Here is a 23224-nt window from a genome sequence, read left to right on the forward strand (position 1 = left end):
TCACGTGAAGCCTGTCGGCGATCTGACCGACATGGTCCTGCGATGAGTGCGCAACTCCTCTCGATTGCGCCGCAGGGGCCGACGCTTGATCTCGATGCGATCCTGCCGGGCGTGACGGCCGCGTTCGCTGCAACCGCCGCACAGCATGACCGCGCCGGCACGTTGCCGGTCGAGAACTTCGCGCTGCTGCACCGTCACGGCCTGCTCGCGCTGACCGCGCCACGCCGGCTAGGCGGTGGCGGCGGCGATCTGGCGGAGGCTCGGCGCGTGATCGCAGCGGTCGCTCGCGGCGAACCGGCGACGGCCCTCGTCCTGACGATGCAGTATCTGTTTCATGCCGGGCTCGACGATCGGTCCGGTTTTTCGGAGGCGCTGAAGACGCGTGTCGTCGGCGAGGCGTTGCGCGATGGCGCGCTGATCAATGCGCTGCGGGTGGAGCCGGACCTGGGCACGCCGGCGCGGGGCGGCCTTCCCGGCACGATCGCGCGGCGCACGGCCGAGGGCTGGCGGCTCGACGGGCGGAAGATCTTCTCGACCGGCTCGACCGCGCTGACGTGGATGGTGGTCTGGGCGCGTTCGGACGATGCCGAGCCGCTGGTCGGCGGCTGGCTGGTGCGCGCCGATACGCCGGGCATCCGGATCGAGGAGAGCTGGGATCATCTCGGGCTGCGCGCGAGTGCCAGCCACGACGTCGTGTTCGAGGACGTTCTGGTGCCGTTCGATCAGGCGCTGGAGCCCAGACCCGTCGGCAAGCAGCCGCCCTATTCCGCCGCGTTCGCCAACTGGTCGGCTGTGCTGACATCGGCGATCTATGACGCCGTCGCACGGAATGCCCGCGACTGGCTGGTCGGCTGGCTGATCGATCGCAAGCCGACCAATCTCGGCGCGTCGTTGTCGACCTTGCCGCGGTTCCAGGAGGTGGTCGGGACGATCGACGGATTGTTGTTGCAGAACCGACTGCTGCTTGACGCGGGCACGAGCGGCGCGACGAGCGGGTTGGAGGCGGGGCTGGTCAAGCACCTCGTCACCGAGAACGCGATCGCTGCGGTCGAGAAGGCGATCGCCGTCACCGGGAATGCCGGGCTGACGCGCCACAACCCGCTTGAGCGGCATCTGCGCGACGTACTCTGCGGCCGCATCCATACGCCGCAGGGCGATGTCGTGCTGGGCAGCATCGGTCGTGCGGCGTTTGCGGAGCGTGGCGCGTGACGCGTGTTCAGGTTGCCAGCCAGTTACCGGCGCTCTTCAACGACGCCTTTGCAGCCTCGACGCAGGCCGCGGAGATCGTCAGCATCGCGCCCGGATCGGCCGGGCTCGCGCATGGCCCGCAAGTGCTGATCGCCGCGCCGTTCCGACGGCCGGGCGACGCGTTCCCGGCGCAACCCAGAGGGTGGCCGTTCGATCTGCGCTGGATCCAGCTCGTCTCGGTCGGCATCGATTTCTATCCGGATTGGCTGTTCGAAGGACCGGTCGTCACCACCGCGCGCGGGGCGTCGGCGATCGCGCTGGCGGAGTTCGCGCTCGCGGCGATCCTGGCCGAGGCGAAGCACCTCCCCGACATCTGGATTCGCGACCGGAAAGACTGGGTGGCGAAGCCGCTCGCGACCGTCGCCGGCACTACGCTCGGGCTGATCGGGTTCGGGGCGATCGGCGAGGCGCTCGCCCCGCGCGCGCAGGCGCTGGGGATGCGGGTGATCGCCACGCGTCGCTCGGACCTGCCGCTCGCAGCGGATGTCGAGCGTGCCGATCCCGCGACGATCTTCGCGCAGGCCGACCACGTCGTGCTCGCCGCGCCCGCGACTGCACGGACCGAGCGGATGGTCGATGCGAAGCTCCTGTCGCTCGCCAATCCGAACCTTCACCTGATCAACATCGCCCGCGGCATCCTGATCGACGACCATGCGTTGCTTGCCGCGCTCGACGAGGGGCGGGTCGGGCGCGCGACGCTCGACGTCACCTACCCGGAGCCGCTGACCGCCGGGCACCGTTTCTACACGCACCCCCGCGTCCGCCTGTCGCCGCATACTAGCGTCCACACGACCGAGACGCGGCGCAATCTTTCGCTGAGTTTCGCCGCCAATCTCGATCGCTTCCGCCGCGGGCAACCGCTCGACGGCGTGGTCGATCGCGCCCGCGGCTATTGAGGAGACCGACGATGACCGACCCGCTTCCCCTGCGGCGCCAGGAGCCGAACGAGACTGCGATCGTCGAGGCGCTGTTGCCCGAGTTCGGGTCGTCCGTGATCCCGGTCCACGCCGATCCCGCGGTCGAGCGGCTGTATCGCAAACAGCGCCTGGCGGCTGCGTATCGGCTGTTCGGGCGCAACGGCTACGACATGGGCGGCGCGGGGCACATCACGGTGCGCGATCCCGAATGGCCCGATCATTTCTGGGTCAACCCGTTCGGCGTGCATTTCGGCCGGATCAAGGTGTCGCACCTGATGCTCGTCAGTCACGAAGGCGTGGTCGTCGAGCCGCCCAAGGGCGTGCCCCCGCGCCTCAACCGTGCGGCGTTCGCGATCCATTCGGAGCTGCACAAGGCCCGGCCCGACGTGATCGCGGCGGCGCATTCGCATTCCTTGTACGGCAAGGCATGGTCGTCGCTCGGCCGGCTGCTCGATCCGCTGACGCAGGATTCGGCGGCCTTCTACGACGATCACGCGCTGTTCGAGGAATATAGCGGCGTCGTGCTCGATGCGAGCGAGGGCGAGAAGATCGCGCGCACATTGGGCCATCGCAAGGCGGTGATCCTCCAGAATCACGGCATCCTGACGGTCGGGCATTCGGTCGAGGCGGCGGTCTGGCGGTATCTCGCGATGGAGAATGCGTGCCAGGCGCAGTTGCTCGCCGAGGCGGCTGGCACGACCAAGCCGATGAGCGACGCGGTCGCGCGGCACACCGCGTCGCAGGTCGGCACGGAGGTTGGCGCGTTGTGGGCGTTCCAGCCCTATTGGGATGTGATCGTCTCGCAAGAACCGGACCTGCTCGATTGAGCCCGCTGGTTTCCCGCCGCGCGGTGATCGGCGGCGCGCTGGCCCTGTCGGCGTGCGGACGCGGAGGTTCCAAACCGGTCGCGCTGAAGGACGTCACCCTGCGCGTCGCCACCTACAAGGGCCAGATCGACTCGTTCTTCGCGCAGGCCGGCGAAGCCGCGCCGCCCTATACGTTGAGCAAGGCGCTGTTCGCGGGCGGCAACCAGATCGTCGAGGCGATCAACGCCGGCGCGATCGACTTCGGCGGGATGAGCGAGATACCGCCGATCTTCGCCGCCGCTGCGGACCCGCTGTTCCGGCTGATCGCGGTGCAGCAGTACGACGTGAACAATCAGGTCGTGCTGGTGCCGGCTGGCTCGACCATCCACGATGCGGCGGGTTTGCGCGGCAAGCGCGTCGGCTATGTTCGCGCGACCACCTCGCATTACATCCTGCTGCGCCTGCTCGACGAGGCAGGCCTCACGTTCGCGGACGTCGTGCCGATCGCGCTGTCGCCCTCGGACGGGCTGACCGCGTTCCAGCAGGGGCGGCTCGACGCATGGGTGATCTACGGCGTGCAGGGCAGTCTCGCCCGGTCAACCGGCGCGCGCGTGCTCGCCACCGGCAAGGGGAGGTTGTCGGGCAATTACGTCGTTGCGGCGTCGACCGCCGCGCTCGCCGATCCGCTCCGCGTCGAAGCCATCGGCGATTATCTCGGCAAGATCGCGCGGACCTTCGCATGGTCGGTGGCCAACCCCGCGGCCTGGGCGACAGCGCTCGCCAAGGATACCGGGGTGCCCGAGGCGATCTGGCTCCAGCAGTTTCGAGAGCGCAGTTCCGATCCGCGCATAGTGTCCGTCACCGATGCGGCGATCACCTCGCAGCAACAGGTTGCGGACCGGTTCGCGACGGCAAAGGTGATTCCGGCGAAGGTCGATGTCCGTCCGCTCTGGTCGACCGCACTCAATGCACGGATCGGGAAGATATACTGAAGAGCGGCCAATGATACATATATGCATCGGCGAACAATCGGTAGTTGTAAGCTGGATACCTAAAGCAACTCGTACGAATGCAGGATCGACTCCATAGTTCAGCGACATGATAAGGGGTCGCATTGATGGGTCGTACTACACGGCGTTTGCTGAAGATATCCATCGCAACCATGGCTTTTGGGCTTACATGTTCTGCGAGCGCGCAGACGACGGGCGGTCCGTCGACTGCGGATCCGGTCGATACGTCCGACCGAACCGAGACGTCCGATCGCGGCGAGATCATTGTGACTGCCGAGCGACGTTCGACCGACCTGCAAAAGACGCCGATCGCGATCTCCGTGTTCGGCGGGCAGCTCGCGCAGGATCGCGACATCCGCGACGTGCGCGATCTGGCAGGGCAGGTCCCGAATCTGTTCGTGCCCCGCACCTCGATCAGCCACACCACGCAGACCTTTTCGTTGCGCGGCGTCGGCGAGAGCGACCCGATCCAGGAGCCGGTACTCGCCGTCTATGTCGACGACGTCTACATCCCGCGACAGATCGGCTCGATGGTGGAGTTCAACGATCTCGAACGGATCGAACTTCTGCGAGGGCCTCAAGGCACGCTCTACGGTCGCAATTCGAGTGCGGGCGCGCTGCGGATCATAACCCGCGATCCGGACCAGGAAACGCACCTCAAGGCCGCGATCGGCTATGGCAGCAAGAACGAGGTCGACGCGCGCGCGCTCGTCAGCGGTCCGCTGAGCGATACGCTGGCGGCCAGCTTCTCGTATATCCACCACAGCCGCGACGGCGTGACGAAGGATCCGACGCTCGGCCACGACGTCAACCGGATCGACGTGGACTCGTTCAGGGGCAAGCTCCGCTGGACGCCGAATGCCGATCTCGACGTGTTGTTGACGGCCAACCTCGTCCGCGACCGTTCCGACTCGCGCAGCTATATCCCGGTCAACCAGCCGGGTGTCGTATTCGACAAGCGCACCTCCTATTCCGAGGTCGAGCCGCTTCAGGATCTTGATGGTCGTTCGGGGTCGCTCCGCATCAAATATGCGCTCGGCGAGCATCTCAGCCTGAAATCGATCACCGCGGTCGGCGGGTTCAATCTCGACCCGGTCTCGTACGACAATGACGGCCAGTCCGCGCTGATTCAGAAGAACCTGATCCATTACAATGATCGCTACGTGACGCAGGAAGTGCAACTGAACGGCGATTTTGGCGCACTGACCTTTACCGGCGGGTTGTTCTATCTGCACGAGCGCTTCTTCGTCGAACGCGACGGGTTCACGCGCCTTGGCACGTCGCCGACGGCTGCCGTATCTGGGCTGCGCGCGCACAACATCACGACCACCGATGCCTACGCGATCTTCGGTGAGGCAACCTATCGGGTCGGGTCGGTATTCAGCGTCACCGGGGGCTTACGCGGTACGATCGAGCACAAGGATTTCGTGTTCGACAACAAGGTCATCAACCTCGCGCGCGTGCCCACCGCACAGTCGATTGCGGGAGAAGCGGACGAGACGTGGCGTGCGCTGACCCCGAAAGCCTCGGTGCAGGCGCAATGGAACCCGACGCTGCTGCAATATGCCAGCTATTCGCAGGGGTTCAAATCGGGCGGGTATGACAACCGTGCGACGCGGCTCGACCTTGCAACGCTGCCGTTCGCGCCGGAGAAGGTCAGCACCTACGAAACCGGGCTGAAGGCGACACTGTTCGACCGCGCGCTGCGCTCGAACATCGCGGTGTTCTACAACGACTATCGGGATTTGCAGGTGTCGTTCTTCGATCCGGTCTATCAGGGATCGCGCCGCGGCAATGCGGGCAAGGCGCATAGCTGGGGCGTCGAGATCGAGAACAGCGCCACCCTGACCGATCGTTTCAGCGTGCAACTTGCGGGCGGGTATCTCCACGCGACGTTCGACGACTATAAGGGCGTCGGCGGGGCAGGGGTGAATGCCGATGGCAACCGCCTGACCAACGCGCCCAAATGGACCGTCACCGGTGGCGCGAGCTATGAGTTGCCTTTGGCTGCTGCGGGCTCGCTGAGGCTGGCCGCGGACGCGAATTACCAGTCGTCCTATTACGTCTCCGCGCTCAACCGTCCGCAAGACCGCTCGCCTGGGCAAGCCTATGTGAACGGTACGATCACGTGGAATACCCCGAACCCGCATGTCGACGTCGCACTGTCGGTCCGCAATGTCCTGAACACGAGCAAACAGGTCGCGTCGGTCTACAACCCGTCGATCGGTGCATGGTACCGGAATTTTCCCGATCCCCGGACGGCGTTGCTGACGCTGCGCTTCAGCCGGTAGGTGGCATCCGCATGATATGTAACCGCGCCTCGTTTAATTGAAGACATTCCGGGCAGGGGTTTGAGGTTTGTAAATTTGATCGCGGAGATGAACGAACGGCTGAAGTCGGGAGGTGGGAAGGGGGCGCGAATGTCCGGCTATGGGTCCAGACGTAAGGCTATTGCCTGCCATGCTCTCGACCGAGTGTCACAAATGCAATGATGCCTGCGGTCACAGCTGAAAATGCGGCGAGTAGGGCGGCGGTGTGGAACGCCTGGGCCAACTGTACGACCGATGCGCCGACAACGGCGCCGGCCAGCGCCGTCGCGATCAAGCCGCCGGTTCGTGCGATCGCGCTGTTGAATCCCGATGCGGTGCCGGTGTGGTGATCGTCGACGGACGAAAGAACTGCGGTCGTGAGCGGAGCGACCGCGCCGGCCATCCCGAGCGCGATCACCACCAGACCGGGCAGCACGTTGCTCCAATAGCCGGCCCCCGGGTCGACGGTCGCCATCAACGCGAAACCGATACCGGTAACGATCGGCCCGATCGTCAGCGGCCAGCGCGGGCCGATCCGCTCGCTCAACCGTCCGGCAAAGCGCGACGCGGTGCCAATCACGATCGAGAAGGGGAGCAACGCGAAACCCGCCTGCGTCGGCGTGTATCCGCCGCCGACGATCAACAGATATGGCAGCAATACCAGCAACCCGCCCAGCGCGCCGTACAGCATCAGCGTCAACAAGGTCAGCCCGACGAAGGGGCGTGACGCGAACAGCGTCAGCGGCATCATCGCGCGGTCGCCTAAACGGTGCTCCTGGCCGACGAACGCGACCAGCAGGACGATGCCGATGCCCAGGCCCGCACCGATTTTCGGCGACAGGACATGACCGCTCGACCACAGGGTCAGCGCCCATGTCAGGATGCCGAGCGCGGCGGTTACCAAGATCGCGCCGAGCCAATCGAGTGGTTGCTCGCCGGGATCGCTCTCCTCGACATAGCGTAGGGCGACCACGATCGCTGCCACCGCGACAGGCAGATTAAGGTAGAAGATCGTCCGCCAGCCCAGCGTGTCGACCAGCCAGCCGCCAAGCGGTGGACCGACGGCGCTGGCGATCGCGCCGGCTGCGGCCCATGTCCCGACCGCTCGCCCCCTTGCTTCGCCTTCGAACGAACTGCCGAGGATTCCCAGGCTGTTGGGCATCAGGATCGCGGCACCGATGCCCTGTATTCCGCGCGCTGCCAGCAGGACCGGGAGCGTCGGCGCCAGTGCGCAGCCGATCGACGCAAGCGCGAACAGGATTGTGCCGAGCACCAGCATCCGCCGGCGGCCGTAATGATCGCCCGCTGCGCCACCAAGCAGAAGCAGCGCCGAGAGCGGCAGCAGATACGCGTTGATGATCCAGGGGAGGTCCGACGCACCGCCGCCGAGGTCCTTGCCGATCGCAGGAAGCGCGACGTTGGTCACCGAGCCATCGATGAAGGCAAGGCTCGAGGCGAGCATCGTCGCGGCTATCGTCCAGCCGGGGTAGCGAACAGCTGTGGTCCGTGCTGCCCCTGCATGAGGGTGGTCGCCAGACCCCGGCGGTGGTGCATTCATGGTTCGGTTCGACGGAAACAGCATGTCTCGTGGTCGTTCACGAGACCGCAGGCCTGCATCCAGGCGTAGACGATGACCGGACCGACGAACTTGAACCCGCGCTGCTTGAGCGCCGCTGATAGGGCTTCGGAGGCAGGCGAGCGGGTCAGCGCCTTGGCACCGTCGCCGATCACCGGCGTACCATCGACGAAACTCCAGACGAAGCCGGCGAAATCCTCGCCGGCGTCGCGCATCGCGAGATAGGCGCGGGCATTGCCGATCGTCGCCGCGATCTTGGCGCGTGAGCGGACGATACCGGCGTTGCCGAGCATCGTCGCAATATCCGTCTCGCCGAACCGCGCGACGGTGTCCGGATTGAAGCCCGCGAAGGCCGCCCGGAATGCGTCGCGTTTGCGCAAAATCGTGATCCAGGCCAGCCCGGCCTGAAATCCGTCGAGCATCAGCTTTTCCCACAGCGCGCGCGGGTCGCGTTCGGGCACGCCCCATTCGTCGTCGTGATACGCCGCAAGCAAAGGGTCGCCCTGCGCCCATCGGCAACGAGATAGCTCGGCGCGGGGCATGCCGGGCATTGCCGGGTCTTTGCTGTCGATTTGCATACTGGCCGAGACGATGCTCGCTCGGTGCCGGTGTGTCGATACCGTTCGCCATCGGCAGCGCGGATCAGGTCTTGATGGCGTTAAGCAGTTCGGCGTTGATCTGGTCGAACCGGACCGAATGCTATTCTCACCTTTCAAGCGTCCAGGTAGCAGATCGTCCGCCGCGCGCTGCAGCCCAACCAAATGAACGAATGGGTGGAGTTGGGATGCGGGAAGGGCGTCTGAACGTCCGCAACTGGGTCCGTCCAGCCGTCAGCCGCCTGTGCAATTAGCGCAGCACGGCTAGTTTGGCGGGGCCTCCGTATCGACGGAGCGGCTGGCTGGCGCGATCAGCTAATCTATCGCATTGCTCAGTTGATATGACAGGTTACTCCTCATCGGGCATCCCGACACTGCTCGCGTTGGCGACGGCGGCGCTGGCTGCGCCGCCCGCGGTCCATACGCCCGCTCCCGGAAGCCCGGAACGCACCGCGATCGTCAAGACGCTCCACGCGGGCGACGATAGCGCGCAATCGCGTTTCACCTTCCGCGCGTTTCGCGTCCTTTCGGCCGGCCCGGGTGCGATTGCCTATGTTCGCGGCGCAGGGCCAGTCGGCACCTTCCAGGCCATCCTGAAGCGCGAAGGCCAGGCTGGATGGCGCAAAATATGGGGCGAGGGCGAGGGCGGCAGTAACAGCTGCGAAGTCGGCGCGCGGCATTATGCCTGGGCCTTGCAACTTCTCCGGACCTACACGGCCACCCCCGACGCGATTTTTCCGGGCATCGTTGCGCGGACGAGGGACTTGCGACGCATGGCGAAAGCGGAGCCCGACGTGCAATGCGTCGGTGATTTGGAAGGCGGCCCCAGCTGATCGCGGGACACTGGCCCCTCACTTGGCGTTATTGATCGGACGCCGCGCTCGATGCCGCCTCCACCACGGCCGAAGCCTGTTCCGCCATCTGCCTGCAGAGCGTGCGTTCGGACGACTTCTGCGCGCGGGCATTGTCGGCCAGTGACATGGCCTGTCCTTCGCGAACCTCTTCGGGGCGGGCGGGGTTGCTCGAGTCCATCAGGCCGATCACCTGCGGCCCGACGATATTGCCGCGTCGACCGACGGCTTGCTGAGCAAACGCCGCCGGGGTCACGGTCATGCCTGCGATCGTCGCGACGACCGACTTGCGGGTATTGGCGACGTCGACGGCAGTGGCGAACCCCTTGCCCATGCAATATTCCATCAGGCCTAGGTGATTGTAGACCGAACCGAACGCGGTCTGCAGCTGTTGGTCGGTCGGCAGCTCCTGCGCCCGCGAGGGGCCAAGCGCCAAGGTGCCGGCGAGAATGGTGGCCGTCATGCGACCGGCGAGCGCGGTACGAAATTCCTGCATTCAGGTCTCCTAAGCCGGTGCGAGAACGCTTTCGATGTGAGGCCGCGGCAGTAGCGGCGGCGTGCTGTCCATATAGGTCAGCCAGTGGAGCCAGATGGTGTATGTCCGCATCCTTGTAAGCCGTATCTGGCAATTCAGTGCCATGCTCCCGCGAATGCTGCCACCGATCCAGTTTTCATAGACGGCGCCGCATTCGGATGTTCGATAGGCCACCCATGACCGCTCGGCCTGAACAAGCATCTGCTCGGATGCGATTTCACGCTCTTCGCGAAGGCGCTTGATCGCGGCCTGATAATAGCGGTTCAGCTCGGCATCGGCCTTGTCAAAACGACCTGCGAGGCAAGCGTCGATTTCTTGCGTCGACGATCCAGGGCATTGGCTAGCATCGGGCACTGCAACGGCTAATGCCAAAGCAAAGATCGCTAACATCAAAGGCCTCCAGTCTCGAACATTTGAGCGCCGATCCGCTGCCCGAAGGGGTCGGGCTTTAAAACGCGCATCCGCAGGATATGGCTACGGTGCAGTGGCGCGGGGGAGACGCAGCGATGACCACGGGATGACCGCCCAATCCGGCGCGTCGCACGGTCGCTGCGCTCTCGGAAAATATGCGCCCAGCCAAAGACCTTTTTCGGAAAGCGCCCACGCCGGAAAATCCCAGACTTCGGGATCAGAATAATCGCATGCGCCCTCGTCTTCTTTGCTTGGCGGCTCCATCTCTTCGGGATGAAAGCGCTTCAGCAACCCGACAACGCCCAGCGCGAAGCGGTTGCTGCGATATGTGTACCACGCGTCGCTATCTTCCGCCGGAACCGATTCCGATCCGAAGGGGAACAGCGCGTCCAATACCAATTCCCCGCCGGTCGCCATGTCAAAGCTATGGCCCTCGGTGCCGAAGTCCGGGTGTGCGGTGCCCGCGCAGCTCCAGCTTTGTGCCCAGAGATAGCTCATATGGTTCACCCCGAGCCAGGGCTTGTCCGCCTCCGCAACATCGGTGCCGGGCTGTCCGTCCGATCCGGTGCACGCGAACCACGCGGAGACGTTCTGCCATTGGTTGCGGGCAAGAGCGTGGTTGACCTCCGCCACCGCAGCCGTGGAATAGCCGCCTTCAATCCGGAACAGCCGGATGCCGGAAAGTGGTTCCCGATACCACCGGATCCTCTTGCCGTTGATCGTCTCGGCCTGCTGCGGGGTGAGGTGAAGACCAGCAAGATGCCAACGCTCATAAACGCTGAGTTTAGTCGGCAGGTCGGCCGGAAGGCTGGCCGGACCGGCCGTAGGATGCAGACTTACGGCCAGGCGTCTGGCCTTCGCAGTCGTCAGCGTGCCGACAAGCTTCGGTCCAATTCGCTTCAGGAGCAGGTGATCGCCGGTCGTTCGCGACTCCAGCGTCAGTGTCGTTCCCGTCGCCGTCCCGGACAGATCAATGTCGAGCCGCGACGTCTGGTAGAAATAGTGACCATCGACCTCGCCCTTGTCCTCCGTCATCGCGACGACGATGCGCGCGGTACCGGCCACGCCTTCGAACACCGTTTCCGGCGCAGCCGAAGCGCTTGCTGGCAGTATAAGAGCGCAGAACGCACCGGCTAGAGCATGAAGTCGATGCATGGGAAGACCGAACCATTGGGTGCGCGTGAGGCACCGCGTTAAGGCATCTCCACGCCGACGGCGACGGCAAATTGCCATGTCGAGTGAGCTGCAATCGGGGCCGTCACGCGCCGCCTAAAGCGCGTCGCGGCGTGCCTTCAGAGGCATGAACTTTTTCGATCGGAGGCGTCGTGCTACGCGGCGCCCCTGAGTGTCGGCCAAAGGATGGATCGTGTTCAAGCGAGTTGGATCGGCGGTAGCGGCCATGGGATTGCTAGTCACCTCCGGGGCGTATGCCGCGACACGTTCGCCCATCGATCTGCAATGTACGGCGGTCACGACCTGGGCATGCGCGGAAGCAAGCGCTTGCGAGCGGCGCGGCGACGAGGCCAAGGAAAGCTACAGCTTCGACTTGGTGGCGATGACGTATCAGGCGCCGCACGATCGGGGAGCAATCACCGAATTCGCAACCGACGACGGCGGCTTCATGACCTTCGTGCTCAGTGGTGGCCGACGTTACGTCCACAAGAACGCCGATGCCGGCGACCCGATGACATCGTTCCTGTACATGTCGTCGCACGATATGCGCGAGCTGCGGTGCAACGCCCGCTATGCCCCGGACGCATCAGCCGTTGCATCCGACGCCAGCCGCGGTCTTACCGGTCATTACTACCTGTCAGGTGTGATGGAGACGGGATCGGAGCTGGTGCTACGCCCCGACGGAAGCTTTGCCTGGTTCATGAGCTATGGCGCCGCGGATCAAGCGGCGGAGGGCAAGTGGCGGATCGATGGCGAAGCGGTCCTTCTGGAAGCCGGTCCCAGCGCTGGCGCAGAACCGGCCTTCCGGCAATTGCGGCTGCGGATCGACCATGGTGCGCTGCTCCTGAACGGCGCAGGTAAGGGCCGGTACGAGCGGCATCCGTAAACGCTGGAGTTGATCCTGCTTGATGGCGGGGTAATACCCCGAGCATGGATCATCGCCACCACTGCACGACCACGTTGCCGACGCGCTCTGCTCTCAGGCGTATTCCAGTACGAGCGATGATCGCCGCCGTGGTCGCCAGCGCGTTGGCGGCATCGTCATCCGTGGCCCAAGCCGAGGATGAGGCGGTGCCGACGCCGGCTTCGCTGACGCAGGTGCTGTCCTGTCAGTCGCGCGACGCGCTCGGAACCTTCGCCGAGCTGCTTTTCCTGCAGAATCGCCCGCCGGCGTGGATGCGCCCGAGTAAACTGCCCAAGGCGCTCGACGGTATGATCGGGTTGTATGGCTTCGCGGTCGAGGGAAATGTCTCTGTGTTCGGGGAGCCGGTCGACCACGTCTATTTTATGAGCGACTGGGTCGTCGCGCTGCTGCCCCGCGCAAGCGCCGAGCGGGTGATTGCTGCCCAGAAGATGACGCGCGCGCCGATCGCGATGACGGAACAATATTACCGTTTCGTCGATCCCGAGATTGGGCCGATGATCGGCGGGTTCGCGCCGACCGGTGATGCAATGTCGAAAGTGTTTGTCGATGCCTTCGGCGGCGATCCGGCGGCGAAGATCGCGAAGGGGCCGCCGTCGCCGGATCTGAAAATGCTGCTGGTCGGGTGCAACTACACCGTGGCGTCTCAGGAGAATTTCCTGGCCGCGGCACATGGCGCCGAGGATACGATGCGCAAGGCGGGCGCGGATATTCGACGGATGGTCGAAGAGGGTGAGGCTCGCCCGCCACGGTGATTATTTTGCGGAAGGCGCGCAGCTGGGAGTGGCAAGACTGCGGGGCGACCTCCCAGGATGGCTTTGAATAAAGCAGATCATCACGATCGCCAAATACCCAGAATGCCCGGTGGCCGACTACATTCCACAGTCTGTCTATGATTGGGCAAAGGATCTTCGCGGTAGAGCCTTTTTCCCCCTCTTAGAACGGAACCGGGCGTGCTGCAGAGATGTGGTGATTAACGAACGTCCGTAATTAGATGGCGACAGTCACATGCGAATGTCCACAAGTGGTCATGCCGTCGATCGGCGATGGTACGGTCGTTTTGCAGGTTCTTGGGCCTGTCGGTTTTGGAAACGCAGTCTACTCAGGGCTCATCGCCGATTTAAGGCGAGGGGGAATTTGCTCATGTCGAAGGTCAATGGCCAAACCCTGGCGGCGTCGCGATCACGCTCCTTTTGCGCGAGAGCACTCAGCAACACCCTCCGTTCGGCTGCTTCAACGGCGCTATTGCTCACCGCGACCGCGAACGCACAGGATAAGCCTGTCGAAACGGGGCGAGACCTGGTCGAGGATCTCCACACCGCGTTTGGCGAGCATCACGCGCGCGCCGTGCACGCCAAGGGTATCATTCTCGAGGGGCGGTTCGAGCCGACCAGCGCCGCGCGAGCGCTGAGCCGGGCTCCACTGTTCGAGCACGGTACGCCGATCATCGTGCGCTTTTCGAACTTCACGGGTTTTCCGAACATTCCCGACAATGATCCCGGAGCCAACCCTCGCGGCATGGCGGTAAAGTTCGGTTCGCCAACCAATCCCTTGCTCGACATCGTCACGCACAATTTCGACGGGTTCCCGACGCGGACCGCCACGGAGTTCGGCGCGCTGTTGCGTGCGATCGGCACGAGTGGTCCGGGGGTTGCCGCACCGACGCCGCTCGACGGGTTTCTTGCCACACATCCAGATGCCAAGACGTTCCTGACAACACAGCACCCGGCGCCGCTGAGTTACGCGACGACGGCATATTTTGGGGTCAATGCGGTGACTTTCACCGATCGCAAGGGGCGTGCGCGACCGGTGCGCTATCGCTTCGTCCCCGCAGCGGGCGAGCATTATTTCGGTACCGGGGCGGGCCCGGCGCCTGACTATCTGCAACCTGAGATCGCCAAACGCGTAAAGGACGGGCCGGTCCGCTTCGACTGGTACGCGCAGCTCGGCGAGCGCGGGGACCTGCTCGAGGATCCGTCGATCGCGTGGCCGCCGAGCCGGAAACTGGTAAAGCTGGGCACGATCACCATCGCGGTGCTGGCTGCGAACACCGCCGAAGCCGACCGTGCGCTGACATTCCTGCCGGGGCGGATGCCAGACGGAATCGCCGCCGCCGACCCGATGCTCGCGATCCGTACCGAGGCCTACCCGGTATCGTTCGGCGAGCGGCAATAATTCGCGGCCGCTCGCCCGTGGTGCAATGGAAAATCGCCAATGTTGAAGCCGCGTCGGTACGACCCCGCGAGTACCGTGTCGTTCGGTGCGGGCGCGTTTAAGGAAACCCAGTCATGACGGCGACCCAGCATGCAACGGCCGCACGGGACGCGAAGCGGCGACATGCGGAGGCGCTCGGTATCGACGAGGCCTTTGTCGCGCGAATGATCGAGAGATTCTACGCCAAGGTGCGGCAAGACGACGTCCTGGGACCGATCTTTGCGGCGCATGTCGTCGACTGGACGCCGCATCTCGTACAGATGAACCGCTTCTGGCGCTCGGTGCTGTTCAGCTCGGGCGAGTTCGCGGGAAATCCGATGCTCAAGCACGTCGTCATTCCCGATCTCGGGCGTCCTGAGTTCGCCCATTGGCTCATGCTGTTCGAGGAGACGCTAGGCGAAATCGGTACGGATGCGGCACGGGATCATGTGATTGAGCGCGCCCGGAACATCGCGAACAGCCTGCTCAGCGCGGCGATCGTGCACCGCGGCGGCGGCCTTGGCCCTAGCAAGGCCGATATGCTCTAAGCTGCGACGCGCGGGACTCTCTCGGTCATCGAAGGGGCCGGGTCCGCACAGTCCCGTGCTGCTGCGCGCGCAACGCATCGATCAGCAATCGCACTTGTCGCTGGACGCGGGGCACGACGGAAGCATCGCGAAGCGCGTCCGCGGCAAACGCGTCATCGGCGAACGCGAGTGCATCGGGCATCACGATCACACCCATGCGCTGGAGAATCGTGCGAAGGTGCTGCAGCGCGATCGCGCCGCTCTCGACGTCTTCGGAGACGGACATGATCGCTGCGATCTTGTTGCGGAAAGGGGCGAGGCTGCCGGTGCCGAAGGTTGGCTGAGATCCCCATTCGAGAGCGTTCTTGAGCACGACCGAGACCGAACCGTTATACCCCGGGGAACAGATGAGCAGGCCGTCGTGCGCGCACAGGATCTGCCGGATGACCAGAACGCCCTGCGGAACCACTGCCTCTTCAAGGCCCGGAACATAGACGGGCAACTCCAGATCACGGAGATCCAGTACCGAGACATCGGCCTCGACCGTGATGGCGGCGTCGATCGCCAGGTCGAGCAGCCGCGCATTGCGTGATCCGCTGTGTGCGCTTCCGGACAGGGCCAGCAGCGCGATCCGGCTGCCGGCCGGCATGCGCTGCGATCTATCCGATGCGGGCTTGTCATCGGGCGGGGGCGGTTGGTCGTTCACGCCGCGATACCATCAGTCGGAGGGCTCCGGCGTAAGGCCCAAGAGCTGACGCAGCGACTATACCAAACGCTGGGATGCCAGCTTGGTACAGCGACTTTGCCATATCTCGGGTCTCCAACGGACTCCGCTTGGAAGTTAATACAGATCAACAGGACGGCTTCGGCGTCGCGCTGTGTACCTATTCCAGCGGAAGGCAGAATTCATGAAGATCGTAGTGATTGGCGGAACCGGGCTGATCGGTTCGAAGGTCGTCGGCAAGCTGGCCGCGCTTGGCCATGACGCGCTCGCCGCAGCGCCCAGCACGGGCGTCGACATGATCACCGGCGAGGGCTTGGCTGCGGCGCTCGATGGTGCCGAGATCGTCATCGACATGGCGAACTCGCCGTCGTTCGAGGACCAGGCGGCGATGGATTTCTTCACGACCGCGGGCCGAAACCTGATTGCGGCGGAGACCGTCGCTGGCGTGAAGCTGCACGTCGCGCTGTCGGTAGTCGGCACCGAGCATCTGCAGGGCAGCGGGTATTTCCGCGCGAAGCTCGCCCAGGAGACGCTGATCGAGGCGGGGCCGATACCCTATACGCTGCTCCACGCGACGCAGTTTATGGAGTTCCTGCGCGGGATCGCCCAGTCCGCGACCGAAGGCGACACCGTGCGGCTGTCGCACGCGCTGATCCAGCCGATGGCCGCCGAGGACGTCGCCGATGCGGTGGTCGAGGCTGCGCTCGCGCCGGCGGTGAACGGGACGATCGAAGTCGGCGGCCCCGAGACATTCCCGATCGACGAGATCGTCTCGCGCGTGCTCGCCCATGACAGGGATCCGCGGACCGTCGTGGTCGATCCGGAGGCGCGCTATTTCGGCGTAAAGCTCGAGCAGAATTCGCTGATCCCCGGCCCTGACGCGAAGCTCGGCAGGACGCGCTTCGACTGGTGGATCGAGAACGTCGCGCCGCCGCCCAAGCGCTGACGAGGTCAGCACATTCCTTTGCAGGAGATAGACGGTGAAGACATTCTGCCTCGGCCTGGGGGTCGTGCTCGGCATCGGTGCGGTCGCGAACGGCCTCTGCATGCTCGCGTCGCCGACCGGCTGGTATTTCGCGGTGCCCGGCGTGACCACGACCGGCCCGTTCAACCAGCATTTCATCCGCGATATCGGCCTGATCTACCTCTTTCTGGGCGGTGCATTTTTGTTCGGTGCCGCCCGCCCGCACTACCGGGTCGTCGCCTGGGCCGCGCCGGCCTTGTGGCTCTCGGGGCATGCGCTGTTCCACTTCTGGGAAGTCGCGGTCGGCATCTGCGGTACGTCCGCGCTGGCGCGTGACTTCCCCGCGGTGACGCTGCCCGCGCTGCTCGGCACGCTGATCGCGGTGTGGGCGATCGGCGATCGCCGCGCGGCACGACATCCCGCCTGACCCGATCTCATTTCAAGGGCCGATCTCATTTCAAGGATAGTATCATGACGACACGTTTGAACATCGTCGCGCTCGCGCCGGACGCCGTAAAAGGCCTGATGGCGGTCGAAGCGAGCATCGCCAAATCGGGCATCGAGCATGGCCTGCTCGAACTGGTGCGGCTGAGGGCGTCGCAAATCAACGGCTGCGCCTATTGCATCCATATGCATGTCACCGACGCGCTGAAGAACGGCGAGACCGACATGCGCATGCATCTGCTCGCCGCTTGGCGCGACTCCTCGGTGTTCACCGACCGCGAGCGGGCCGCGCTCAACTGGACCGAAACGCTGACGCATGTGTCGAGGGCGGGTGCGCCGAATATCGACTACGCCGTGCTGCAAAGCCAGTTCAACGCGGCCGAGATCGCCAACCTGACGGTGCTGATCGGTACCATCAACCTGTGGAACAGGCTGCAGATCGGCCTGCACGCGGTGGCCCCCCTCGATGCGCCGACTGCGATCGCCGCCTGACGCCATCGAGCTAGGATATATCCGATGAAACTCTATTATTCTCCCGGTGCGTGCAGCCTTGCCGCGCATATCGCCCTTCATGAAGTCGGGACGCCGTTCGACAGCGAAAGCGTCGACCTGACGACCAAAACGACGAGTTCGGGCGCGGATTTTGATGCGGTCACGATCAAGGGCTATGTCCCGGCGCTCGTGCTGGACGACGGCGAACTCGTGACCGAGAACATCGCGATCCTCGATTATCTCGCCGGCATCTACCCGCAATTCGCGCTCGAAGGCCCGATCGGACGGACCCGCCTGCTCGAGGCGCTCGCTTATATCTCGACCGAGATCCACAAGAGCTACAAGCCGTTCTGGCATGATGGCTCCGACAGCCAGAAGGCGATCGCAAGCGCCTACATCACCAAGCGGCTGCAATATCTCGCCGACCGGGTGAAGGGCGCGTATCTGCTGGGCGACCAGCCGAGCGTCGCCGACTTCTACCTGTTCGTCACGTTATTGTGGGCGACCCGGTTCGGCGTGACGATCCCGTCGGCGCTCGTGCCGGTGTACGACACGCTCCGCGCCCGTCCGGCCGTGCAAGCCACGCTCGCGGCGGAAGGGCTGCAGTAAACGCCGAACGGTGGTGGCGATCCTCCCACGGCACGGCGAAATGGCGCGGCGACGCCATCCCCTGGAGACGATCATGACGGCCCACCTCAAGATCGACTTCGTGTCGGACATCGCCTGCCCGTGGTGCATCATCGGCCTGCGCGCCCTGGAAGAGGCGCTGGCGCAATCCGTCGACGCGCTCGATGCGGAGATCGTGTTCCAGCCGTTCGAATTGAACCCGACGATGCCGGCCGGCGGTCAGAATATCGGCGAGCACGTCGCGCAGAAATACGGATCGACGCGCGAGCAGTCGGCTGCGAACCGGGCGATGATCGTCGGTCGTGCGGCGGAACTCGGCTTCACGATGGTGATGAACGACGACAGCCGGATCTACAACACGTTCGATGCGCACCGGCTGCTGCACTGGGCGAGCATCGAAGGACGGCAGTCCGCGCTCAAGCATGCGCTGTTCAACACCAACTTTACCGACAACGCCGATCCGGGCGACCATCAGGTCCTGATCGCTGCCGCTGCGAAGGCCGGGCTCGACCCGGTGACGGCGGGCGAGGTGCTGAACTCGGGGCGCTACGCCGACGAGGTCCGGCACGCGGAGGAATATTAGCGTGGCCGCAGGATCAATGCAGTGCCGGCGATCGTGATCGACGGTAAGCATCTAATCTCGGGCGGACAACCGGTCGCGATGTTCGAACAGGCGTTGCGGCAGATCGCGGGCACCGTTGGTACGGGCGGTTAGCCAGGTCTCGGGTCTGGCGGCTACACCGCGCATCGATAGACCCGCCGCATGACGAGGCATCAGCGACGGGGATCTGGTTCGATGACGATTGCAGTGGTTGGCGGCACGGGGATGGTCGGCCGCAGGCTCGTCGCGGGGCTGCGCCTCGACGGTCACGACGTCGTCGTCGTCGCGCGCTCCTGCGGGATCGATACCGTTACCGGCATGGGGCTCGCAGAGGCGCTCGATGGCGTGGATATCGTCATCGATGTCTCCAGCCCTGGCTATGCCGCGGCGGACGACATGCACGCCTTCTTCGACGCGTCGTGTTGCAACCTGCTGGAAGCCGAGCGAAGCGCCGGTGTCGCGCATCACATTGCCTTGTCGGCGGTAGGCACCGGTCGACTTGGCACTACCGGCTATTTCCGCGCGAAACTGTTGCAGGAGCGTCTCGTTGCGGCCTCAGCCATTCCGTTCACGATCCTGCGATCGACGCCGTTCTACGAATATCTGTACGGGATCGTCGACCTTGGTGGGGACGGCAAGTGTCTCCATTTGGCGCCGTTGCTGATGCAACCGATCGCGGTGAACGACGTGGTTGCCGAACTGCAACGGATCGCACTGGCGCGACCGGCGAACACGGTGATCGAGATCGCCGGTCCCGATGTAAGGCGTCTCGACCGGTTTGCCGAAGATATTCTCGGCGCCAACGAGGACCCGCGCGATATCGTCGTCAGCCCCGAGACGCCCTATTTTGGCGCACGCATGCAGGATGAAGCCTTGGTCGTGAGTTGGGGTTCGCGGAAATCGTCGATCAGGTTCGACGACTGGTTGCGGGAGTCGATCGTCGTTTCCAGCATCACTGAAATCCCGCAGCGGCCGGTAGATATGGCGTTTTCGAGCGCGCGCCGTTCCGCTCGTCTGGATGGGGCGGGTTGAGTATCGACGCGGCGAAAGTGGTGCCAAGCCGAGCGTCGGGAGCCTGTCGTCATGCACGAGTTCAGCAGCGATACCTTTGGCGACGTCACTGCGGGATCGGAGAGAGCGCCGTTGTCGCATGCCGATACGATCCGGAACGGCGTCGTGCAGGCCGTAGTCGCCGATCAGGCCGGCATCGATTTCTTCGGTCTTGGGAAGCATCACCGCCGATGGCGCGAGCGCAGTTCGACACTGAAATCGAGCGCAGGCCACTGTACGTAGGATCGCCGGAGACGGTCGCGCGCAAGATCGCACGTACGTAAAGGACTGGGCTAGCAGCGCTTCCATTTGAAATACGGCGCCGGGCCTCGTGCCGCTGGTTCGGGATATGCCCGCCCAGCCATTCACGCAGCGCGCGCGAACCGAACTTGGGTATCCATTCAGCCATCGACGATGTCCGCGTATTCCGGATGCTTTCGGTAGAAGTCGGCCATGAACGAGCAGCTGAGCACGACTTTCCGCCCGGCCTGCCGGATCAGGTCGAACACGCCGGTGGCCAGCGCGGTCGCGAAGCCTTGGCCACCATATTCGCTCGGAACTTCGGTATGGATCAGGACCACGCGAGCATTGTCGTCGATGCGGTAATAGGCAGCGGCAATGGCCTCGCCGTCGATCGACGTCTCGAACCGGTGCTGTGCTTCATTGTCGACGACGGGCCTGGTCGTGCGGCTCATGCGGCTACCAATATCGGTTGCCCGGTCCACTCCTCGGCGATCCGATCGAGCTCGACGCGGGCGCGATCCAGTGCGGCGGCGCGGTCGTCTGGCTGCGCGAACTGCACGGGTTGCGCATCGACGAAGCGCGGGTCGACCGCGCCCATGAATTCGAACGCCGCGCGCAGGGCAGGGGTGAGCGCATCCATCCCCGCCAACGGCGAACCGGGCCGCAGATCGCCGCCGCGCGTTGTTAGGAACAGTATCCTCTTCGTTCCCAACGCGCCGACATAGCGTCCATCGGCGGTCGCGACATAAGTTATCCCGGCACGGACCACCGCGTCGATGAACGCCTTGAACGCCGCCGGCATCGACCAATTGTACATCGGCATGGCGAATACCAGCGCGTCGGGGTCGAGCATTCGGGCGCACAATGCATCCGAGGCGACCAACGCGCGCTTCATCTCGACCGTGCGGTCCGCGGCGGGCGTATAGCTCGCGATCGTGAACGCTTCGGTCATGGCCGGCGCAGGGTCGGTTACGAGATCGAGGTGATCGATCGTGAGCGACGCCGTGCCGAGAGCGAGCTTCTCGACGAAGTATCGACCCAGGGCGCGCGAGTTCGATCGTTCGCTCTTGGGACTGGAATCGACGTGCAGCAGTTTCATGCGAAGTCCTTGGTATGTAGTGCCGCCGGCTCAGACTGCCTCAGCCAGCAATTGCTTGAGCGACGCGCAGGCCTTTTCGAGATACCCAGGCCGCAGGTTGGTCACGCCGAGCAGGAAGCCCGGCGTCGCAGGACCATCGCCACCCCTCCAGCGCGAAAGCGGCGCTGGCGCGATGCCGAGCGCGAGCGCACGTTCGGCCATCGCGGAGTCGTCGCTCCCATCGGGAAGCGGCACGCGAACGGCGAGCCCGGCAAAAGCGTCTACCCCGAAATTCATGCCGAGACACGCGTTGAGCGCGTCGCGCCGCTCTCGGTATAGCGCTTTCATATGCCGCAGGTGGCGCAGATAATGACCCTCCGCCAGGAAAGCCGCCAGCGCGAGCTGGGTCGTGGAGTTCGGGGCGGGATTGAGGAAGGCTGCAACCTCGCCGAAGCGCTCGGCGAGCGACAGCGGCGCAACGACGAACCCGAGGCCGAGCGCCGGGCTGAGCGTCTTGCCGAAGCTGCCGACATGGATCACCCGGCCGTTCGGATCGGTCCCCGCGAATGCCAGCGCTGCGCGTCCCGACAGCTGGAGTTCGCTCAGATAATCGTCCTCGATGATCCAGCCGTCTTCGCGCACCGCCCACGCCAGCAGTTCTCGTCGGCGTTTCGGAGACAGGGCGACCCCGGTTGGCGCCTGCTGCCCGGCAGTCACCACCGCGATCGCCGCGTCGGGCGCGATCTCGACACCGCGGGCGACCAGAATACCCTCCGCGTCGACCGGGACATAGGCCACCGACATGCCGGCGAGTTCCAGCGCCCGCCGCGCCATCGGAAATCCTGGATCTTCCATCCAGGCGGTGCGGCCTTGTGCCTGCAAGGTCAAAATCGCGAGGCTCAGGCCATTCTTGTAGCCGCTCGTCAGGATGATCTGGTCGGGCAGGCACCGAATACCGCGCGCGATCGCCAGATAGCTTGCGATCTGCGCGCGAAGATCGGGATGGCCGCGCGGATCGGGCGGGCCGACCGGCGCCATCGCATCGTCGCGCACCGCCTTGGTCCGCATCCGCGACCAGAGTTTCGCCGGGAAAGCGTCCTGGGCCGGTACTCCCATCTGGAAGGGGAGCGGCTTCAGATAGAAGCCGCGCTCGATCCCCTGCATCGGGCGAGGAATGTCGACATGAACCGCGGCGGGCAGGCTGATCGGCTTTTCCGCGACACGCGTTCCGGCGGCGCCAGAGGATATCACGAGCGATTCATCGATCAACCGTTCGTACGCCGTCCTGACGGTACCTCGGGCGACGCCAAGCTGAGTCGCCATGTCGAGCCATGATGGCAGCCGCGCGCCCGGCTCCAGACGACCCTCGACGATCGCTTCGCGCAAATTTATCGTTATCTGTTCGGCGATTGGAACAGGTCGATCGCGATCGATGACGATCGACAGGGGCGAAGCAGCCGATGGCATGCTCATGTTCGTTTCCCTGAAAGTTAGTTTGCCCTGCCGGTCAGGTGGTATCGCTGTACAGCTTCGTCGCAGGACTGTCTCGAGGTCTTCCAATGTTCTGAGGAATTATAGATTTTGGGTCGAGGGTATTGGACAGTCACTGGGCACTGGGCACTGGGCACTGGGCACTGGGCACTGGGCACTGGGCACTGGGCACTTGGCACTTGGCAACGGTAGCCCAAGGCTAAGCTTATCACGCAAAAGCAGCGAAGTCTCGTGGCTCGCCCGAAGCCTGTCTAGCCGTTTGCGACCTGACCAACGATCCGAAAATCGCAGATGAACAAGCAGCTGGTTTCGGGAGGCGACGAACGCGACTTGAGCGACCGCTTCTCTATCGCGGCCTGAGTCAACAGGCGCAGACCACTCTCCGCCGCCGCGAGTGCGCCGGTTTGAGGAATTGGTAGGCGACGAAAATACAAAT

26 protein-coding genes and 1 pseudogene are annotated in these 23224 nt (G+C 64.4%); 17 read left to right on the top strand and 10 right to left on the bottom strand.

Features of this window, described 5'->3' with window-relative positions:
- The first annotated feature begins 42 nt into the window (after window positions 1-42).
- The 5 genes from C8J42_RS18280 to C8J42_RS18300 all read left to right on the top strand — a co-directional run bounded on the left by C8J42_RS18280 (window position 43) and on the right by C8J42_RS18300 (window position 6272).
- Complete coding sequence (locus tag C8J42_RS18280) at window positions 43-1209, top strand: acyl-CoA dehydrogenase family protein (RefSeq protein WP_133021259.1); 1167 nt, start codon at window positions 43-45, stop codon at window positions 1207-1209.
- Window positions 1206-2144 carry an NAD(P)-dependent oxidoreductase gene (locus C8J42_RS18285; protein WP_133021260.1) on the top strand — a complete coding sequence of 313 codons (939 nt, stop codon included), beginning with the start codon at window positions 1206-1208 and terminating at the stop codon, window positions 2142-2144. Before C8J42_RS18280 ends, C8J42_RS18285 begins: the two co-directional genes overlap by 4 nt.
- 11 nt (window positions 2145-2155) lie before the next feature.
- Entirely contained in the window at window positions 2156-2992 is an 837-nt protein-coding gene (locus C8J42_RS18290) for a class II aldolase/adducin family protein (RefSeq protein WP_133021261.1), read from the top strand.
- Window positions 2989-3963, top strand: a complete 975-nt coding sequence (locus tag C8J42_RS18295) for an ABC transporter substrate-binding protein (RefSeq protein ID WP_133021262.1) — start codon at window positions 2989-2991, stop codon at window positions 3961-3963. The genes C8J42_RS18290 and C8J42_RS18295 overlap by 4 nt, the downstream gene beginning before the upstream one ends.
- A gap of 170 nt (window positions 3964-4133) precedes the next feature.
- Window positions 4134-6272 (top strand): TonB-dependent receptor, encoded by a 2139-nt coding sequence (locus tag C8J42_RS18300; RefSeq protein ID WP_133021263.1) that lies wholly within the window; start codon window positions 4134-4136, stop codon window positions 6270-6272.
- Between the two features lie 157 nt (window positions 6273-6429).
- Here C8J42_RS18300 and C8J42_RS18305 read toward each other — a convergent pair whose 3' ends face one another.
- Both C8J42_RS18305 and C8J42_RS18310 read right to left on the bottom strand, forming a co-directional pair.
- Window positions 6430-7872: an MFS transporter gene (locus C8J42_RS18305; RefSeq protein ID WP_243644598.1), complete on the bottom strand. Its 1443-nt coding sequence runs from the start codon at window positions 7870-7872 to the stop codon at window positions 6430-6432.
- The gene (locus C8J42_RS18310; protein WP_243644599.1) at window positions 7845-8417 is read right to left on the bottom strand and encodes a DNA-3-methyladenine glycosylase I; all 573 of its coding nucleotides are present in this window, start codon (window positions 8415-8417) and stop codon (window positions 7845-7847) included. The genes C8J42_RS18305 and C8J42_RS18310 overlap by 28 nt, the downstream gene beginning before the upstream one ends.
- Window positions 8418-8803: 386 nt before the next feature.
- Here C8J42_RS18310 and C8J42_RS18315 point away from each other — a divergent pair, with 386 nt between their 5' ends.
- Window positions 8804-9295 (top strand): hypothetical protein, encoded by a 492-nt coding sequence (locus tag C8J42_RS18315; RefSeq protein ID WP_133021266.1) that lies wholly within the window; start codon window positions 8804-8806, stop codon window positions 9293-9295.
- 28 nt (window positions 9296-9323) lie between these two features.
- Here C8J42_RS18315 and C8J42_RS18320 read toward each other — a convergent pair whose 3' ends face one another.
- The 3 genes from C8J42_RS18320 to C8J42_RS18330 form a co-directional block, all read right to left on the bottom strand.
- Complete coding sequence (locus C8J42_RS18320) at window positions 9324-9809, bottom strand: hypothetical protein (RefSeq protein ID WP_133021267.1); 486 nt, start codon at window positions 9807-9809, stop codon at window positions 9324-9326.
- Window positions 9810-9818: 9 nt separating this feature from the next.
- Window positions 9819-10238 (bottom strand): lysozyme inhibitor LprI family protein, encoded by a 420-nt coding sequence (locus tag C8J42_RS18325; protein WP_133021268.1) that lies wholly within the window; start codon window positions 10236-10238, stop codon window positions 9819-9821.
- Between the two features lie 84 nt (window positions 10239-10322).
- Complete coding sequence (locus tag C8J42_RS18330) at window positions 10323-11324, bottom strand: hypothetical protein (protein WP_133021269.1); 1002 nt, start codon at window positions 11322-11324, stop codon at window positions 10323-10325.
- A 301-nt stretch (window positions 11325-11625) separates the two neighbouring features.
- On the opposite strand from C8J42_RS18330, the gene C8J42_RS18335 reads away from it, so the two are divergent.
- From C8J42_RS18335 to C8J42_RS18350, 4 genes are all read left to right on the top strand, one after another.
- A complete protein-coding gene (locus C8J42_RS18335) occupies window positions 11626-12318 on the top strand; it encodes a hypothetical protein (protein ID WP_133021270.1) in 693 nt (230 codons plus the stop codon).
- Between the two features lie 44 nt (window positions 12319-12362).
- On the top strand, window positions 12363-13109 hold the full coding sequence (locus C8J42_RS18340; protein ID WP_165895558.1) for a hypothetical protein: 747 nt from the start codon (window positions 12363-12365) through the stop codon (window positions 13107-13109).
- A gap of 490 nt (window positions 13110-13599) precedes the next feature.
- Window positions 13600-14529: a catalase family peroxidase gene (locus tag C8J42_RS18345; RefSeq protein WP_243644600.1), complete on the top strand. Its 930-nt coding sequence runs from the start codon at window positions 13600-13602 to the stop codon at window positions 14527-14529.
- A gap of 113 nt (window positions 14530-14642) precedes the next feature.
- Window positions 14643-15095, top strand: coding sequence for a group III truncated hemoglobin (locus tag C8J42_RS18350; protein ID WP_133021273.1), 453 nt, complete (start codon window positions 14643-14645; stop codon window positions 15093-15095).
- A 25-nt stretch (window positions 15096-15120) separates the two neighbouring features.
- Here the strand turns inward: C8J42_RS18350 and C8J42_RS18355 are convergent, their stop codons facing one another.
- On the bottom strand, window positions 15121-15723 hold the full coding sequence (locus C8J42_RS18355; RefSeq protein ID WP_133021274.1) for an NAD(P)H-dependent oxidoreductase: 603 nt from the start codon (window positions 15721-15723) through the stop codon (window positions 15121-15123).
- 259 nt (window positions 15724-15982) lie between these two features.
- Here C8J42_RS18355 and C8J42_RS18360 point away from each other — a divergent pair, with 259 nt between their 5' ends.
- From C8J42_RS18360 to C8J42_RS18390, 7 genes and pseudogenes are all read left to right on the top strand, one after another.
- Window positions 15983-16744, top strand: a complete 762-nt coding sequence (locus C8J42_RS18360) for an SDR family oxidoreductase (protein WP_133021275.1) — start codon at window positions 15983-15985, stop codon at window positions 16742-16744.
- A 34-nt stretch (window positions 16745-16778) separates the two neighbouring features.
- Complete coding sequence (locus C8J42_RS18365) at window positions 16779-17189, top strand: hypothetical protein (protein WP_056059773.1); 411 nt, start codon at window positions 16779-16781, stop codon at window positions 17187-17189.
- A gap of 44 nt (window positions 17190-17233) precedes the next feature.
- Complete coding sequence (locus C8J42_RS18370) at window positions 17234-17698, top strand: carboxymuconolactone decarboxylase family protein (protein WP_133021276.1); 465 nt, start codon at window positions 17234-17236, stop codon at window positions 17696-17698.
- Window positions 17699-17722: 24 nt separating this feature from the next.
- Window positions 17723-18307 carry a glutathione binding-like protein gene (locus C8J42_RS18375; protein ID WP_133021277.1) on the top strand — a complete coding sequence of 195 codons (585 nt, stop codon included), beginning with the start codon at window positions 17723-17725 and terminating at the stop codon, window positions 18305-18307.
- A 73-nt stretch (window positions 18308-18380) separates the two neighbouring features.
- A pseudogene (locus tag C8J42_RS18380) lies at window positions 18381-19040 on the top strand (DsbA family oxidoreductase).
- Window positions 19041-19121: 81 nt separating this feature from the next.
- The gene (locus tag C8J42_RS18385) at window positions 19122-19958 is read left to right on the top strand and encodes an NAD(P)H-binding protein (protein WP_133021278.1); all 837 of its coding nucleotides are present in this window, start codon (window positions 19122-19124) and stop codon (window positions 19956-19958) included.
- Window positions 19959-20009: 51 nt separating this feature from the next.
- Window positions 20010-20219: a hypothetical protein gene (locus C8J42_RS18390; RefSeq protein ID WP_133021279.1), complete on the top strand. Its 210-nt coding sequence runs from the start codon at window positions 20010-20012 to the stop codon at window positions 20217-20219.
- 158 nt (window positions 20220-20377) lie between these two features.
- Here C8J42_RS18390 and C8J42_RS18395 read toward each other — a convergent pair whose 3' ends face one another.
- The 4 genes from C8J42_RS18395 to C8J42_RS20385 all read right to left on the bottom strand — a co-directional run.
- On the bottom strand, window positions 20378-20671 hold the full coding sequence (locus C8J42_RS18395; protein WP_133021280.1) for a GNAT family N-acetyltransferase: 294 nt from the start codon (window positions 20669-20671) through the stop codon (window positions 20378-20380).
- On the bottom strand, window positions 20668-21318 hold the full coding sequence (locus tag C8J42_RS18400) for an NAD(P)H-dependent oxidoreductase (RefSeq protein WP_133021281.1): 651 nt from the start codon (window positions 21316-21318) through the stop codon (window positions 20668-20670). The genes C8J42_RS18395 and C8J42_RS18400 overlap by 4 nt, the downstream gene beginning before the upstream one ends.
- Before the next feature lie 30 nt (window positions 21319-21348).
- Window positions 21349-22770 carry a PLP-dependent aminotransferase family protein gene (locus C8J42_RS18405; RefSeq protein ID WP_243644601.1) on the bottom strand — a complete coding sequence of 474 codons (1422 nt, stop codon included), beginning with the start codon at window positions 22768-22770 and terminating at the stop codon, window positions 21349-21351.
- A 269-nt stretch (window positions 22771-23039) separates the two neighbouring features.
- Window positions 23040-23224 (bottom strand): hypothetical protein (locus C8J42_RS20385; RefSeq protein WP_207897176.1); only part of this gene is annotated, 185 nt, incomplete at its 5' end.

Source organism: Sphingomonas sp. PP-CE-1A-559, from assembly GCF_004340965.1.
GTDB lineage: Bacteria > Pseudomonadota > Alphaproteobacteria > Sphingomonadales > Sphingomonadaceae > Sphingomonas.